The sequence below is a fragment of the Brevibacillus sp. AG genome (assembly GCF_028369215.1).
In the GTDB taxonomy this organism is placed as follows: domain Bacteria; phylum Bacillota; class Bacilli; order Brevibacillales; family Brevibacillaceae; genus Brevibacillus; species Brevibacillus porteri.
The window spans coordinates 1-15,431 of the sequence record NZ_JAQMYO010000004.1 but is presented as its reverse complement, the minus strand read 5'-3'; the positions used below and the strand labels follow the sequence as shown (position 1 = coordinate 15,431).

The following is a 15,431-nucleotide window of genomic DNA, read 5'->3' as shown; positions in this document are numbered from 1 at the left end:
ATCCCCCCTTAGTTGTAATGAATCTTTTTATCCATACCAAAAAACTGAAAAGCAGCGACTAACAGCAGCAGCACGACCATGACAATCGTCAATGCCGAAGCCATTCCTTGATCCCAGAAAGAAAACGCCGTCTCGTATATGTAGTACAGCAAGAGATTGCTGGCATTATCCGGCCCGCCTTTGGTCATGATCACCAAATGGTCTACCAGCTTGAAAGAGTTAGTGAAGGCGATAATACTGACAAACATCGTCGTTGGCATAAGCAGTGGAAAGGTGATGCGGCGAAAAACCGTCCATGACGATGCCCCTTCCATGGAGGCGGATTCGTATAGCTCCTGTGAAATGTTTTGCAGCCCCGCCAAATAAAAGATCATGAAATAGCCCGCTTCCTTCCAAATGACCATGAAGATCATCGCCCACATCACATTTTTCTGATCGCCGAGCCAGTTCATGTCGCCTTTTCCGAACCACTCCATCACATGACTAAGCGCTCCGTACTCCGGTGTGTAAATAAACAGCCAGATGTTCGCCACTGCAATCATCGGAACAACTGTCGGGTAAAAATAAGCCGTGCGGATAAAGCTCTTCCCTCGTATTGCCTTGTTGGCGAACAGAGCCATAGCTAGCGCGAGAGCCACACTCGTCGGCACCGTTCCGATGGCAAACCAGATATTATTGGTCAGCACCTTCCAAAACACTTCATCTTCCACCATTTGTTTATAATTATCTATCCCGTTAAAAAACGGCTCTGGAGAACCCAGATCCGCTTGATGAAAACTGAGTATGAACGTTTGTATAACCGGATAGAAGGTAAACAGTAGCAGGAAGATGAGGGAGGGAAGGAGCAAGAGCCAGGCGTACATGTTCACTTTCCATTTTGCGCGTAGTTCCCCCATTGTCGCTCCCCCATTGCCTTGCTTGATTTATTTGTTGAACGGCGCCAGCATCTTGTCCGCTTCTTCCTGCGCTTTTTTCAATGCTTCCGCAGGCTCGGATTGACCAGTGATCACAGATTGCAGCGTGTCGTTCAAGAGCTTTGTCACTTTGCCGTTATTGTGCGTAGACAGCTCAGCATGTCCGTATTCCAGCTGGTCGCGAGCCACTGCTGCCGCCGGGAAGTCCTTGACGTACTGCTTCATACTCTCTTCTGCGTAAGCAGATTTACGTGTAGCAACATAACCCGTATCGACGCTCCACTGAGCAGCACGCTTAGGCTCGGTCATAAAGCGAATGAACTTCCATGCCGCTTCCTGTTTCTTTGCATCCGTTCCCTTGAACATGTAGAAGTTGCCGCCCCCTGTCGGGCTGCCGTAGTTCTTTTTCGCTGGCAAAAATGCTACGCCAAAATCAAACTTCGCGCTTTTCTTCACGTTCGTCAGGTTCCCTGTCGTATGGAACATCATTGCCGTTTTGCCTTCCAAGAAATCAGAAGGTACAGTCGCCCACTCGTTGACACCTTCAGGCATCACTTGATGCTTTTTGGACAAATCTACCCAAAATTGCAGGGCTTCTACATTTTCTGGCGTATCAAAAAACACTTTTTTCCCATCTTCGGACATCAAGTTCTTGCCGTTTTGCAAGGCCAGCGCTTGGAACATCCAATACGTAAAGCTCGAGGAAGGAATCTCGACGCCGTAGCGTCCGTCCTTTTTCAATTTGGCAGCGTACTGAACCAGCTCGTCCCAGGATGTCGGCGGTTTTTCCGGATCAAGCCCGACTTCCTTGAACGCGTCCTTGTTGTAATAGAGCACGATGGTGCTGCGTTGGAATGGAATGCTGTATGTCTTGCCGTCTACTTGGGAATTCGCCAAGAAGCCCGGGAAGAAATCATTTACGTATTCGCTGCCGCCATCCTTCGCAATGAAGTCGTCCAACGGCAGGATTGCATCCATGTCCATCATCGTATGCAGCTCCGTTGAGAGCATCACCGCTACGTCTGGAGGAGTCTTGCCCTGTACAGCTGCCTGTACCTTTGTCGTCGTATCTTGATAGCTGCCCGTATAGACTGGCTTGACTGTGATATCTGGATTTTCTTTGTTAAACTCCTCTGCCATACCGTCCACGATCTTGGTCAAAGGACCGCCAACCGCAACCGGATAATAGAAGGACAGCTCTGTTTTGCCTGACGAATTGGCTCCTTGCGCCGCATTGTTTGTGGACGAAGAATTGCCACTGGAGCAACCCGTGATCAGACTCATACTCATGACGACCGCAAACAAGCTTTTGACGACTTTACGCATCGCAGTACCTCTCCCTTTTCTTTTCTTAATTGGTCGTAACCGCTAGATTTTTTCCGGTTTCTCCATCAAACACGTTCACCTGAGCTGGATCAAAACGAACATGCATGGTTTCGCCTCTTTTACAGTGCCATTGCCCGTTCCATTTGGCCTTCCACAGCTTGTCTCCCACGGTGAATTCCACAATGGTCTCAGAACCGAGAATCTCTACTCCCTGCACAGTGACAGGAAGCTGGCAGGAAGCATCCATAGATTGCCCTTCAAGGACGGGCTGCAGTGACTCTGGACGCAGACCGAGAACGACCGGGGTCTGGTCCTTGATACCGTGAAACATAGGAAGCGGCAAAAAGCGCGGACCTGCTACCTCAATTCCTGCTTGATCTGCCCGCCAAATGGCAGGTACCGTATTCATCGGGGGTGCCCCCGTAAACTCCGCCACGAACAAATTCGCTGGATGGTTGTAGACGTCGAGCGGTTTTCCGACTTGCTGAACCTCGCCGTCACGCAGGACCATCATGCGGTCTGCCATCGTCATCGCTTCCACCTGATCGTGCGTAACGTAAATCATCGTGATGCCCAGCTCTTGCTGCAAGCGACGGATTTCCGTGCGCATGTGTCCGCGCAGCTTGGCATCCAGATTGGACAACGGCTCGTCCATCAGGCAGATAGGGTGCTGACTGACGATGGCCCGTCCGAGTGCTACGCGCTGTCTTTGTCCCCCGGATAATTCCTTTGGCTTGCGCTGCAAAAGATGCGCGATGCCCAACATCTCCGCTACACGCTCTAACCGCTTGCCCTGCTCCGCTTTGTCTACTTTTCGAACCTGTAAACCAAACAAAATATTATCTTTTACCGTCAAATGCGGATAAAGTGCGTAATTTTGAAAGACCATGGAGATGTTTCGCCCGCTCGGAGGGACTTGATTCATCGGCTTGCCGCCAATCAACAACTCTCCCGTGCTGATCTCCTCCAGCCCGGCAATCATGCGCAATGTGGTTGATTTCCCACAACCAGAAGGCCCTACCAGTACGAAAAATTCTCCTGGCAGAATACGAGTGCTCACTTCATTGACTACCTTCTGACTCCCATACATCTTGGAAATGCGCCGCAATTCCACTTCAGCCACGACTTTCCCCCCTGAACCTCTCGCTGTTTTTTACGTATCACTCGACTATAACAATTGCTTACTAAGGTAATATTTGGGTATTGTAAAGTTTTTGCGCATAATCCGTAATAATTCCCCCGACTCCCGCCTCGGTTGCTCGCTTCATATCTGCTTCCTCGTTAACGGTATACACGGTCAAAATGATTCCCCGATGCTTGGCGAATCGGATCAGCTCTGGCGTGACAATCTGATGGTTGATATAGTATTGGGCATTCAATTGAACCGCATCTGTTATCTGCTTTTCGGCATACTGTTCCAGCTGTTCCTTTGGCTTGGTCCCGCTCAAGGTAAAGCCTAGTCCCAATTCCGGATTGAGCTTGGCGAAACGCTCCAATACTTCTGAGCTGAAGCTGCTGACAATCACATCTTCAACCATGTCGTGCTCCTTGATGGCCTTTGCCATTTCTTTTTCGTACCCAATCCCCTTTGCTTCCAGAATGACCACCGCTTTGCCCTTGGCCGCTTCCAGCAATTCATCCATGGTAGGAATGACAGCATCGGTAATCTCAGGCTGGTACCAGGAAGGATTGGCTGGATCGAGCTTGTTAGCGTTCAATTCACGCAGTTCCTTCAGCGTGAAATCCTTTACCTTCCCTGTCCCGTTGGTGGTACGCTCCAGATCAAAATCGTGGATCAGGACAAGGTGGTCATCCTTTGTTTTGTGGACGTCTGTCTCGATGATCTCCACACCCAGCTCCATCGCTTCTTCAAAGGCGTACATCGTGTTTTCCGGCTTTAAGGAAGGGATACCTCGATGTGCCATGACCATTGGAGGTTGCGTGATGCTTTTCTCTGGGTATGCAGCAAGCAGCTCATGCACCTCTTTTGGATCGTGTGAGACAACCCCCGCCACACCCATCTCGATCATTTCACTCGCTTGGCTATTGTTGGCCCGATCGATTCCCCACACAGACAACCCGCGATTGCGGAAGTAGCGAATGACATCCTCCGTCATCGCCGTTTGCGAGAGAACGATCACATTGGAACGACTGCTTCTGGCTGAGCGTACGAGCTCCTTTTGCTTCTTTTCGTTCAGCTTGCCGTCGATATACACGAGGGCACCACGGTATTCATTGTTTTTCTCCCGCATCTCTTGGACGATTTCCGGTCTGGAAGACACAATGTGCACATCAGAGAGGTTCTCTTTCTGGAGCAGGCGATCGACCTCCGCTACCAATTTCTTGTCCTCGATATGAATCACCGGGATCGCCTTGCCCTTGATCTGGTCCAGTACCTCGTCCAGCGATGTGCCGTCCTGGGTGACGACTCCGTTCTTCCCGGATTTTTTCACCGGAATAAAAATGGAAGACGCTTCGGCATCCAGAATCGTATCGATCTCGGACTTCTTGTCGTACATGGCAATCACCGTTGGCGGTAGGACAATTCCAGTCTTGGGTTCAGGGACAATCAGCACGTCGTCTTTCAGATCAGAGACCGGAATCTTGTCTTTTTGGGCATTCGGTCCGAACAACAACTCACCAGGGGTCGGCTTGGGTTGATCGACAAAATCTCTGGACGCATCATTCGTATCCTTTTCCGTCAGGCGTTCCATCGAGTGCCCACCAGCGACTCCCGGATGAGAGGTGACTCCCGGAACCTTCGCATCCATATAAGCCATCGAATCCACCGTATTGTACTCAGGGTCCATCAGAATGACATGGTCGCCGCCATTCGCCAAATAAATGCTGCCTGTCGCCCAATCCGTCGGCAATAGCTCAGGGACGTCCTCCATGGAGTCGAACAATTCAAAATCAGGCGTGACGCCATGGCGTTCCACGATTCCGTCTGCATAGCGGGAAATGACAATCGTCTGGTAAGGCTCTATCATGGTGCCTTCCGGAAACGCATGCATGCCTTCGTTTCCTCCACGCTTTTCCTCGTCGCCTATCATGTATCCACTCAAATCAATCGGATCGTTGGAGATATTGGTGATTTCGATAAACTCGCCTGTGCTTTCATCAAAAAGGGGATCATTAACAACCTCTGTGATGAGCAAGGTTTTGCTCACCGCACTTTGCGCCATCGCGGGCATACTGCCTGTCACCAGACTTGCTGCCATTAGTGACCACAACCACTTTTTGCTGCTCTTTCCCAACTCCATCTCCCTTGCCTCCTCGTTTTCCTACTCGACTTGCCCCATGGCTTCCATCGTCGGAAGGATGTAATCTGGCTGAATCTCTGTGGCTTCTAGTTCGCGACTGGTCGTCACACCTGTCATAACGAGCGCTGTTTTCATACCGCTGTTTTTCCCGAGTAAAATGTCTGTTTCCAAACGGTCGCCCACCATGACGCATCTTTCTGGCTGCACTTGAAGCTGTTGAAAAACCTGCTCGGCGTAGTACCGGGACGGCTTTCCAGTCATCGCCCAGACAGAGGCTCCACCTGCCGTTTCAATCGCTCTCGCCAACGGCCATGTATCAGGAATGGCACCCCCTGGAACCGGACATAACGGATCGGGGTTCGCTACGATCAGGTGGGCTCCATTTCGCACAGCGTCAGCAGCTTGTTGCAGCTTTTCATACGTAAATGCACGGTCCATTCCGACCAATACATGCGTAGCTTCCTCCGCATCTTGCACCTGCTTTATATGAAAGCTCGCAATCTCTTCCTCCAAGGCAGGCTCCCCAACGATCAGGACACGCGCTTGCTCCGCATTTTCTTGAAGATACAATCCCGCCGCATAGGCAGCCGTCATGATTTCTTCCCGCCGGGCAGCCAATCCGAGCTTCTGGAGGCGAGTCTGACAAGCTGTTCTTGTCTGTACCGTCGTATTGGTCAAAAACATGATTTTTTTCTGCTTCTCCCGCAGCGCGGCAAGTGTCTTTTCCACCCCAGGAAGCAATTCATTCCCGAGAAAAATCGTTCCATCCAAATCAAAAAAATACGCATCGTACCTATCTGTATCTAGCAAATCCTCTGCTCGCTCCTTTCATTCGAAAACACAAAAAGCCCTCATACACGGCAATAGCACAAAGAAACAAACCGAACGAACGGTCTTTTTCGAATCTATTGCTGTATGAGGGCTTTCTCCACGTCTCGACCCACTTACAGACGTTATTTATTTGGTTGATAGCTCGATCATAACAAGTCTTTGTTAAGGGATTGTTGAGCTACTTTTGGTTTTATGTGAACAACGCCAAAACTAACCAGTGATCGTTAGCCAAAAAAAGATTGCAAACTGTCTAAGAAAGAGTAAAATTCTTTGTGGATGATAATGATATTCATTATCGACATATAATCATATAATTATGCACTCATATTAGATGAAGGGATGTCTTTTCATGATTCAAAAATGGAGTTATCCACTCGCCGCAGTTGTTCTCGGCTCCTCCTTGCTCGCTGCTTGTGGAAACGCACAAACACAAACCGAAGAGAAAAAACCAGAAGCCACTCAGCCTGACAAGCCTGCCGCTGCTGATCAGTCCGCGACAGCGAGCACTGCTTCTGCTCCTTCTCCTGAGCTGCAAGCCTCTATTGATCAATACCGTAAATGGGTCGTTGACCAAACCGACCAATTCGTAAAAGCAACAGAGAGCTTCACCACCGCCGTTAAAGCAGGCGATATGGAAAAAGCGAAAAAGGAATACGCTCCAGCCCGTGCTTACTTTGAGAAAATCGAACCGATTGCTGAATCTCTCGGCGATTTTGACCCGTGGATCGATGCCCGCGAAGGCGATGTGCCTGATAACGAATGGCGCGGCTATCACAAATTGGAGAAAGCACTCTGGGAAACCAAATCGGTCGCTGACCAAGGAAAAGTGGCGGATCAACTGCTACAAGATGTGAAGCAGCTCCGCGTGAAGGTAGAGAGCGTCGAAATCGATGTGCCTATGCTGGTAACGGGTGCGGTTGAGCTCTTGAACGAGGTATCGACGAGCAAGGTGACTGGTGAGGAAGAACGCTATTCCCATACGGACTTGTACGATTTCGCTGCGAACGTGGAAGGCGCTCACGAAATTTACAAAGTATTGAAGCCTGCTGTTACGGCTAAAGACTCTGCTCTTGCAAATGAAATTGAAGCCCGCTTCGCTGATTTGGATAAAGCACTCGCACCATACCGCAAAGGCGACGGCTATGTGCTGTACACCGAGTTGAAGCCAGACCAGGTGAAAAAGCTGAGTCAGTCCCTCGATGCATTGGCTGAACCATTGTCCAAAATGGGTACGATCGTAGGAGGCTAACAAGATGAATGACAAGCATCTCGCAAACACCACAGCGAACAAATTCACACGTCGAGAAGCTTTGAAGTTGGCTGGTGTCGGAGGGATTGGACTGCTGTTGGGGGCGACTGGGGTCAATAGCCTTTTGCCCTCTACTCCTAAAAATGAGCAGACAAGTGCCACTCCGACCGGTGCAGATGAGGTCATTCCCTTTTATGGCAAGCATCAGTCCGGGATCATTACACCTATGCAGGATTTTATCTGCATGGGTGCTTTTGATTTGACGACGACCTCGCTAGGGGATGTCCGCAAGCTGTTTCAAAGCTGGACGCAGGCAGCAGCACACATGACTGCCGGCAAAAACGTCGATGAGGAGAGCGATAACGCCCTTCTTCCTCCTGTCGACACGGGAGAAGCCATGGGCCTGCGCCCAATGAAATTGACGATCACATTTGGGCTTGGCGCTTCTTTCTTTGACGAGCGCTTTGGTCTTGCAGCCAAACGCCCAGCTCCCTTGGTCGATTTGCCTCGCTTCAACAGCGATGAAATGCGAAAAGAATGGTCGGGTGGCGATATTGTCGTGCAGGTCTGTGCCAACGATCCACAGGTCGCCTTCCATGCCCTGCGGAACTTGGCCCGGATCGCTCGAGGCAAAGCTGTCCTCCATTGGCTACAAGAAGGCTTCCAGCGTACCAGCGCATCCGACCCGACTGGCTCTACACCACGAAATCTGATGGGCTTCAGGGATGGCACGAACAATCCGCAGGTGAACGATCCCGCTACCGCAAATGAAATCGTCTGGGCTCACACTGCTGAAAGTCCCGCGTGGATGGCAGGCGGAAGCTACATGGTCATGCGTCGAATCCGCATGCGGATCGAAGTGTGGGATCGCTCTTCCCTCACCGATCAGGAGAATACATTTGGTCGCCACCGTTTAACCGGAGCTCCTCTTGGCAAAGCAAATGAGTTCGACGAGCTGGATCTCGATCGCAAGGATGCCAAGGGCAAACCCGTTGTTCCTGTGGATTCCCACGTCGCGTTGGCCCATATGGAGGGCAAGGTGAAAATTCTCCGGCGCGGTTACTCTTATTCGAGTGGAATGGATCTCAAGACAGGTCAGCTCGATGCTGGGCTTTTGTTCATTTGCTTCAATCGTGATCCGCGCAAGCAATTCATACCGATGCAAAAAAAGCTCGCATCCGTTGACCTGCTCAATGAATATATCACCCATGTCGGCAGTGGTTTGTACGCCTGTCTACCTGGTGCAAGTGAGGGCGGATACATCGGGGACACGCTTTTTTAACCAACTATCTGGGATGGAGTGAACACCTTGAAACGCTATCTGTTTATCATTTGTACCTGCATGCTGCTATGGACATCTGCTCTGTCAGCCGCTGTAGCCGCGCCCCTCGTGCCAGAGCAGCTCAAGCAAATGATCGCCCTTTCCAGCGATGCCTTGATTAGCAGTGGCGATAACAATTGGGAAGAAGTAACCAAAGCGATCAGCAGTATGAAGAGCATCTGGGAGGGCAATTCGGAAGAAACCTCCGCAGATGCACAAGCATTGACGCAAGCAATCGCGGAAGCAGAGCAAGCCCTTGCCCAAGCGAAGGCGAATCCTGACACTGCAAAAGCAGCCATCTCCAATCTGGCAAAAGCAACAGATCGATACGTCTCGTCCCAAGAAGAAGGCGGTCAGCCAAAAGAACGCGCACATAAGCAAATTGCAGCATTGCTACCGCTCTTGCAAAACAGCATGACAGCCATCACGGAAGGCGATCTGACGAAAGCCAAGCAATCGTACAACAGCTTCGTCACCGGATGGTACAAGGCAGAGGGTCTTGTTCGAGCGGAAAATGCCGCAGTCTACGGGGATATGGAAATCAAAATCAGCGGTGCGCGCATTGCCCTGAACACAGAACCACCCGATCCGAAAAAGAGCGCAGAGAAAGTACAGGCACTCATTACTACGGTGGACAATTATTTGTCAGGAAAGGCAGTCCAACAGGCGGCTGCGAATCCTTCTTCTGAGCAGCCGTCCATCTCGTCTCTACTGGAACTCCTTGCATCGGTAGAAACAGATATCGCCAATCAGGACGCAACCGCTGCTTCGGACAAAATGGAGACCTTTATTACCTCTTGGCCCTCTGTTGAAGGCGTAGTCATGACCAAATCGCCTGCTACCTACAGCAGCATCGAAGCCAAGATGGTCGCCATCCCGACACTCATCCTGTCCAATCCCCCGCAATGGGAAAAGGCGACGGCTCATCTTGCAGAAATGAAGACAGAGCTTGCGCCATTTGCGACAGCATCCTCGTACACGGCTTGGGATGCGGGACTCATCTTGTTCCGCGAAGGACTGGAGGCTATCTTAATCATCGTCTCTCTGCTTACGGTCCTGAACAAGTCAGGCAATACTGACAAGCGCAAATGGATCTGGTCTGGGTCCATTGCCGGGATCGTAGTTTCCGCCATTCTTGCCGTCATCCTCAGTTTCGTTTTCTCCACCCTCTCCACAGGCAACTCGCGAGAAACGATTGAGGGAGTAACCGGACTGATTGCCGTCTTCTTTATGGTGACGATCGGTGCCTGGTTGCATAAGAAGTCCAATTTGCAGGCATGGAATCAATTTGTCGAGAAATCTATCGGCTCTTCTTTGGCAAAAGGAGCCTTGTGGTCACTCTCATTCACGGCCTTTCTCGCTGTTGCCCGCGAAGGGGCTGAAACGATTATCTTTTATATGGGGATGGCCGCTACGATCTCCATGACAGACCTGGCGATCGGTATTTTGAGCGCGCTTGTCGTCTTGGCTGTGATTGGCTTTGCCATCATCAAGCTCAGTGCACGCATTCCGGTTCGTCCGTTCTTTTTTGTAGCCAGCCTATTACTCTACTACATGGCGTTTAAATTCGTCGGCGTCAGCATCCACGCTTTGCAGGTGACGGGAAGCTTATCTGCACACAGCAGCGATTACTTGTTGTACGCGCCGACTCTCGGCATTTACGCGAGCTGGGAAACGACGATCCCGCAATTGATCATACTCGTGATCGTTCTTTTCAATTTATTCCTGTATTCGCGAAAAAAAGCAGCCACTCCTATTCCACGGGTGAACTAAAAGAGAGAAAACCTGAAAAACGCAGCTCCTTCATGAGGGCTGCGTTTTCTTGTAAACCCTGATATTATTTTTGGCAATCATTCTTTATCGCAAGTTCACACTTTTTCTGTTATCGTTAAATTTTTATGGGACAAGTTATGTTACCATATTACAGGTGTAACCTTCTTTTTACATTTTTCGTCATTAGAAGGTACGATTCGATATTAGGATAGGAGTTAGATATGGGGGCAACATCAAATTCTGTTAAAGTTGACGTCAAAACAACGCCACGCGTTCGACAAAATATGGTCTACCTGTTAGTGAAGCAGCTTCGTCCACATCAATGGACAAAAAACCTGCTTGTCTTTGCTGCCTTGCTATTTTCTTTGCACAAAGTAAGTCCGGATGTCATTGGAAAATCCGTGCTGGCTTTCCTGCTGTTTTGTTTTGTATCCGGCTGTGTCTACATCCTCAATGATTTTGTCGATATCAAAAATGACCGAAATCACCCGGAAAAACAGTTCCGGCCCATGGCTTCTGGTGCATTGCCGCCAGCGCTCGCATTAGCATTCGGTGCGTTTTTGCTTCTGGGTTCCCTTTTTAGTGCTTATTACTTTGACCGACTATTCGCGCTCGTACTGTTTGTTTACTTTGTGCTCAACGTCGCTTACTCACTGAAGCTGAAGCATGTCGTCATTCTGGACGTCATGATTATCTCAGCCGGTTTTGTTTTGCGTGCCATCGGTGGAAGTCTCATGATCCAAACTCCTTTCACCCCGTGGTTTTTGCTCTGTACGATGCTACTCGCTCTGTTTTTGGCCATCAGCAAACGTCGCCACGAGTTGATTTTGTTGCAGCAGGATAAAGGGACGCATCGCAAAGTGCTCGACAGTTATTCCTCCGAATTGTTGAATCAGTTGAACACGATTGTTACAACCATGACAATCATCAGCTATTCCTTGTTCACTTTTACATCAGGACGCACGATTCACTTGATGTGGACCATTCCACTCGTGATCTTTGGTATTTTCCGTTACCTGTATTTGATCACCGTCGCGGGCCAGGGCGGCAGTCCGGAAAAAGTTTTGTTGCAGGACAAGCCGATTCTCATTACGGTGTTCCTGTATGTCGTCATGGTAGCCGGGATTATTTACGTATTTGAATTTAAATAAGGAAGTAAGGAAGTTTTGAACCTGTTTTGTACATGAAGTTACTTGCTCAGATAGGTTGTGGATTAAGCTATGCCATCCATTGTTCTAATCATCATTTCCGTGGTCCTCAGTGCGTGTGGACAAGTTGCAATGAAGATGGGCGCATCCTCGCTCACCAGCAACAATGACATGCTGCTACTGAAGTTCCTCCACTATTTCACGAACCTGCCGATTATGGTGGGACTTACGCTTTACGGACTTTCTGCGTTTATCTGGATTGCTGCGCTGGAAAAGGTGCAGCTCTCCTATGCTTATCCCATGGCAGCACTCGGATACGTGTTGGTAGCTGTAATGTCCTTCTTGATCTTCAACGAACCGTTGTCCCTTACACGTATTGTCGGTCTGGCGATTATCGTCGTGGGCGTCGTCGTCATTTCTCAGTCATAATCTTCACGTAGAGGAGTTTTATCATGTTTTATGCGGTAGCGCCGTTTATCGGCTGGCTTGTGTCCGGAATAACCAAATTTTTGATTAATTACCTCCGTTTTGGGTCCCGGGCCAAAGAAATGGTCGGGAACGGCGGGTTTCCCAGCACGCACACAACCGTTATGGTCACGACTGTGTTTTTGATTGGCTTGCAGGAGGGCTTTACTCATCCTGCATTCGGGCTGGGTGTGGCTGTGACGTTTATTGTGATCATCGATGCGACTGGATTGCGCAGAGCGGTAGGAAAACATGCAGAGGCACTCAACAAGCTCGCAAAGGAACATCCGGACGTGTTTCCCGCCAAACCTTTGCGCGAAAGCATGGGACATACCAGATGGGAAATTGCCGGGGGTCTGGTGCTCGGGGTACTGCTTGCGACCGTATTGCATCTGCTGGCAGCGAACCTCCCTACCCTCATTGGCTAGTAGATTCGTAGACAGGAGATTATGTTCATGAATAACCGTACAGCTACGTACTCGTTCCTGCTTGGGACGGCTTTGCTATTGTTTATGGCTACGATTGTGCTTAGCACATCCGTTTTATTTTTGTTCGGCGTATCCGTGACGGCCGCCAGCTTTTGGATTGGCCTCGTTGCGGCTTTGGCTGCGATGGGCGGGATGGTATCGGTCTTCGTAAGTTCACGTCGACGGGCCTGGTTTTTCTCCCTGTTGGCTGGATTGCTGATTGTTTCAGGCATCAGCTATTACATCAGTGCCAATACGTTTGATCTTTCTTTTGACGGGCAAACGTATCATCAAGAGGCAATCGTGAAATTAACCAACGGCTGGAACCCGGTTCATGACCAGCCCATCGTCAAGCCTTCTGGTTCAAAAGAAGTGGGAGAGATGGATAATAGAGAGGTTCTCTCGGCCTTTCACCTGTGGATCAATCATTACGCCAAAGGGCCTTGGATGCTCGATGCAGTCATGTATAAACTGACTGGTCAGATCGAGGTTAGCAAAATATTTAACCTGTTGTTGATTGCATCGTCCTTTTTCCTGACACTCGCTGCCATCCGAACCGCTTTCCCAGAGAAAAAAGGGGCGGCGATTGCCTTCGCGCTGCTCGCAGCGTTCAATCCCGCGGTGATTACGCAATCGACTTCCTTCTATATTGACGGACAGCTCGGCTCACTCGTGCTCATCATTTGCGCTCTCGGCTATCTGCTGTATAAGCGCTACCATGTTTGGACGCTACTAGCGCTATGCGCAACGCTCATGCTGCTGGCGCAGATCAAATTCACGGCATTGGGGTATGCCGGATTGCTCGGCTTGGCTATTCTCGTGCTCTTCTTTTTCTACGATCGCCGACAGCACATCAAGAGCATGCTCGTGTGGCTCTCGGTCAGTCTGGTTATCACTGTAGGGGTTGTTGGGTACAATCCGTATGTCACCAACACGCTAACGAAGGGACATCCGTTTTATCCGTTAGCGGGCAAAGGTGCCGTTGATATCATGACCTCGAACAGCCCGCATGGCTTCAAAGAGAATACGAGCATTGAGAACCTGGCCTTGTCTCTTTTCTCCAAATCGGAGAATATTGCAACACCCAATAGTCCTACACTGAAAGTGCCGTTTACGGTCACCCTGAAGGAGCTCGCTGTGTTCTACTCTCCTGATGTGCGGGTAGCCGGATTCGGACCGCTTTTCGGCGGGGCTGTCATTGTCACATGTCTGATTCTCGCCGCATTATTGTTGGGGACCAATCGTAAAAAAGTGGCCCCTTTCTTGTGGATTAGTTTCGCACTCTTCGTAACGGTGCTCATTAATCCAGAAAGCTGGTGGGCGCGCTATGTCCCGCAGCTTTGGCTGATTCCGCTCTTGATTGCTCTGGCCATCTGGGATGTACAGAAGGGCTTTATCCGCCATGCAGGCAAGGTCCTGATTGTCGTTTTACTCGCCAACATGGTGATGGTAAATGCTTCTCATATCATTGGACAGTCTGGTGCCAATGCATTAGTGAAAAAGCAGTTGGAAGAGATTAAGGCAAGCAACAAAACGCTGGTCGTAGACTTCCACCATTTCAACGCGGTGAAAGTACGTTTGCAAGAAGCTGGTATTCCTTTCGTCGAGCAAAAGCTGGATAAAGGCGAAGAGGTCAAAGGATTTATGACTACGCGTGCAGTTTATCTCTTAAAGTAATGAGTAATGAGTAATGAGTAATCCCCTTCACAACCAAATGGAAGGGGATTTTTGTTTTTACTATGATCGCTGGCCAAAATGTTGACCACTTTGCTCACCAAAAAGTTACCCACCTGACAGACTGAAGGTAAATCGGAATTGCCTCCAATTCAGTTCCTCCACCTACTTCTTAATTGATTTTAGCTCATTAGACAATTTTTGTTGACTTATGAATACCTGGACCAAAGCAACACTCGATACAAGTAATAACATCGTAGCCAAGAGGCATCCTCCTATTCACAGTAAGATAGAAGTAGAGGGAAAAGCCCCTTTCACTTCTACAATTTATAGAGAGAAGGAATAACCACCTTACGGTGATTCTTCTTTTTCGTCATTCTTAGTGGCACGTAATGTTACATTAATCAAATCACGAATTTGTACTTGCAACTCAACATGCTTATGGATCACCGACAAAGTCAAAATTGCGATAAGTATTGCAATGATGACTGTTACTGTATCATTCATTCAATAGCCTCCTTTTATGTAGGAGTGGCCGTTGATTTTATCAGCTCCACCAACATTAGCTTTAGAGATTGCATGCTATCCTCATGTGGCATACGAATAAACCAAGTCATTTTTTTCATATCGGGTTCGTAGTGCTGGATTAAAGCCTCAATTGCAAGCGGATTTCCTTTTTGAGCATCATCAACTAATTTATAAAAGTCTATTTCGGATAATGTCTCAGCTATTACCACACTACTCCCCCTTTTAAGCATATACGAGTTTATTTCGCAACCGTTGTAGAGCCTGTACTTTACATGCGTGTAGTCGAGAGGGAGAAAGTTCTAACCTCTTTGCGACTTCTCTTTCAGATCTTCCTTCAATGACCACCTGTTGAATGATGAAACGTTCTCGTTCAGGTAGACTGTTAAGCAATTCCTCAACAAACATCTGGGAATCAACTTCTTGCGTATGACCGATGTCCCACTTTTCGTTGGTAAACTGAATTTCCATACGA

At 49.2% G+C, this 15,431-nt stretch carries 15 protein-coding genes; 7 read left to right on the top strand and 8 right to left on the bottom strand.

What is annotated here, in order from left to right; genetic code table 11:
• Positions 1 to 8: 8 nt before the first annotated feature.
• From POF51_RS11510 to POF51_RS11490, 5 genes are all read right to left on the bottom strand, one after another.
• Positions 9 to 896 carry a carbohydrate ABC transporter permease gene (locus tag POF51_RS11510; RefSeq protein WP_106835451.1) on the bottom strand — a complete coding sequence of 296 codons (888 nt, stop codon included), beginning with the start codon at positions 894 to 896 and terminating at the stop codon, positions 9 to 11.
• 27 nt (positions 897 to 923) lie between these two features.
• Entirely contained in the window at positions 924 to 2,240 is a 1,317-nt protein-coding gene (locus tag POF51_RS11505) for an ABC transporter substrate-binding protein (protein WP_173623434.1), read from the bottom strand.
• A gap of 25 nt (positions 2,241 to 2,265) precedes the next feature.
• The gene (locus POF51_RS11500; RefSeq protein ID WP_069849927.1) at positions 2,266 to 3,363 is read right to left on the bottom strand and encodes an ABC transporter ATP-binding protein; all 1,098 of its coding nucleotides are present in this window, start codon (positions 3,361 to 3,363) and stop codon (positions 2,266 to 2,268) included.
• A 61-nt stretch (positions 3,364 to 3,424) separates the two neighbouring features.
• Positions 3,425 to 5,503 (bottom strand): glycerophosphodiester phosphodiesterase family protein, encoded by a 2,079-nt coding sequence (locus POF51_RS11495; protein ID WP_069849929.1) that lies wholly within the window; start codon positions 5,501 to 5,503, stop codon positions 3,425 to 3,427.
• Between the two features lie 21 nt (positions 5,504 to 5,524).
• Positions 5,525 to 6,313, bottom strand: coding sequence for an HAD-IIA family hydrolase (locus POF51_RS11490; protein ID WP_069849931.1), 789 nt, complete (start codon positions 6,311 to 6,313; stop codon positions 5,525 to 5,527).
• Between the two features lie 370 nt (positions 6,314 to 6,683).
• On the opposite strand from POF51_RS11490, the gene efeO reads away from it, so the two are divergent.
• The 7 genes from efeO (at position 6,684) to POF51_RS11455 (ending at position 14,434) form a co-directional block, all read left to right on the top strand.
• Positions 6,684 to 7,583 (top strand): iron uptake system protein EfeO, encoded by a 900-nt coding sequence (gene efeO / locus POF51_RS11485; protein WP_017246664.1) that lies wholly within the window; start codon positions 6,684 to 6,686, stop codon positions 7,581 to 7,583.
• A 4-nt stretch (positions 7,584 to 7,587) separates the two neighbouring features.
• The gene (gene efeB / locus POF51_RS11480; RefSeq protein ID WP_069849933.1) at positions 7,588 to 8,865 is read left to right on the top strand and encodes an iron uptake transporter deferrochelatase/peroxidase subunit; all 1,278 of its coding nucleotides are present in this window, start codon (positions 7,588 to 7,590) and stop codon (positions 8,863 to 8,865) included.
• Positions 8,866 to 8,892: 27 nt separating this feature from the next.
• Entirely contained in the window at positions 8,893 to 10,677 is a 1,785-nt protein-coding gene (locus POF51_RS11475) for an FTR1 family iron permease (protein WP_271755394.1), read from the top strand.
• A 221-nt stretch (positions 10,678 to 10,898) separates the two neighbouring features.
• The gene (locus tag POF51_RS11470; protein WP_069849938.1) at positions 10,899 to 11,828 is read left to right on the top strand and encodes a decaprenyl-phosphate phosphoribosyltransferase; all 930 of its coding nucleotides are present in this window, start codon (positions 10,899 to 10,901) and stop codon (positions 11,826 to 11,828) included.
• 69 nt (positions 11,829 to 11,897) lie between these two features.
• Positions 11,898 to 12,254 carry an SMR family transporter gene (locus tag POF51_RS11465; RefSeq protein ID WP_017246668.1) on the top strand — a complete coding sequence of 119 codons (357 nt, stop codon included), beginning with the start codon at positions 11,898 to 11,900 and terminating at the stop codon, positions 12,252 to 12,254.
• Between the two features lie 23 nt (positions 12,255 to 12,277).
• On the top strand, positions 12,278 to 12,718 hold the full coding sequence (locus POF51_RS11460) for a divergent PAP2 family protein (protein WP_017246669.1): 441 nt from the start codon (positions 12,278 to 12,280) through the stop codon (positions 12,716 to 12,718).
• Positions 12,719 to 12,745: 27 nt separating this feature from the next.
• The gene (locus tag POF51_RS11455) at positions 12,746 to 14,434 is read left to right on the top strand and encodes a hypothetical protein (protein WP_069849940.1); all 1,689 of its coding nucleotides are present in this window, start codon (positions 12,746 to 12,748) and stop codon (positions 14,432 to 14,434) included.
• Between the two features lie 348 nt (positions 14,435 to 14,782).
• Here the strand turns inward: POF51_RS11455 and POF51_RS11450 are convergent, their stop codons facing one another.
• The 3 genes from POF51_RS11450 to POF51_RS11440 all read right to left on the bottom strand — a co-directional run.
• Positions 14,783 to 14,938, bottom strand: a complete 156-nt coding sequence (locus tag POF51_RS11450) for a hypothetical protein (protein ID WP_271755393.1) — start codon at positions 14,936 to 14,938, stop codon at positions 14,783 to 14,785.
• A gap of 14 nt (positions 14,939 to 14,952) precedes the next feature.
• Complete coding sequence (locus POF51_RS11445) at positions 14,953 to 15,168, bottom strand: helix-turn-helix domain-containing protein (RefSeq protein ID WP_158265763.1); 216 nt, start codon at positions 15,166 to 15,168, stop codon at positions 14,953 to 14,955.
• 13 nt (positions 15,169 to 15,181) lie between these two features.
• Positions 15,182 to 15,431: sigma factor-like helix-turn-helix DNA-binding protein (locus tag POF51_RS11440; RefSeq protein WP_271755392.1), on the bottom strand; the 250-nt coding region annotated here is incomplete at its 5' end.

Coding starts and splice junctions, on each gene's coding strand:
- POF51_RS11510 (WP_106835451.1), bottom strand. CDS start 896: ATGGGGGAACTACGCGCAAAATGGAAAGTGAACATGTACGCCTGGCTC.
- POF51_RS11505 (WP_173623434.1), bottom strand. CDS start 2,240: ATGCGTAAAGTCGTCAAAAGCTTGTTTGCGGTCGTCATGAGTATGAGT.
- POF51_RS11495 (WP_069849929.1), bottom strand. CDS start 5,503: ATGGAGTTGGGAAAGAGCAGCAAAAAGTGGTTGTGGTCACTAATGGCA.
- efeO (WP_017246664.1), top strand. CDS start 6,684: ATGATTCAAAAATGGAGTTATCCACTCGCCGCAGTTGTTCTCGGCTCC.
- efeB (WP_069849933.1), top strand. CDS start 7,588: ATGAATGACAAGCATCTCGCAAACACCACAGCGAACAAATTCACACGT.
- POF51_RS11470 (WP_069849938.1), top strand. CDS start 10,899: ATGGGGGCAACATCAAATTCTGTTAAAGTTGACGTCAAAACAACGCCA.
- POF51_RS11465 (WP_017246668.1), top strand. CDS start 11,898: ATGCCATCCATTGTTCTAATCATCATTTCCGTGGTCCTCAGTGCGTGT.
- POF51_RS11460 (WP_017246669.1), top strand. CDS start 12,278: ATGTTTTATGCGGTAGCGCCGTTTATCGGCTGGCTTGTGTCCGGAATA.
- POF51_RS11455 (WP_069849940.1), top strand. CDS start 12,746: ATGAATAACCGTACAGCTACGTACTCGTTCCTGCTTGGGACGGCTTTG.
- POF51_RS11450 (WP_271755393.1), bottom strand. CDS start 14,938: ATGAATGATACAGTAACAGTCATCATTGCAATACTTATCGCAATTTTG.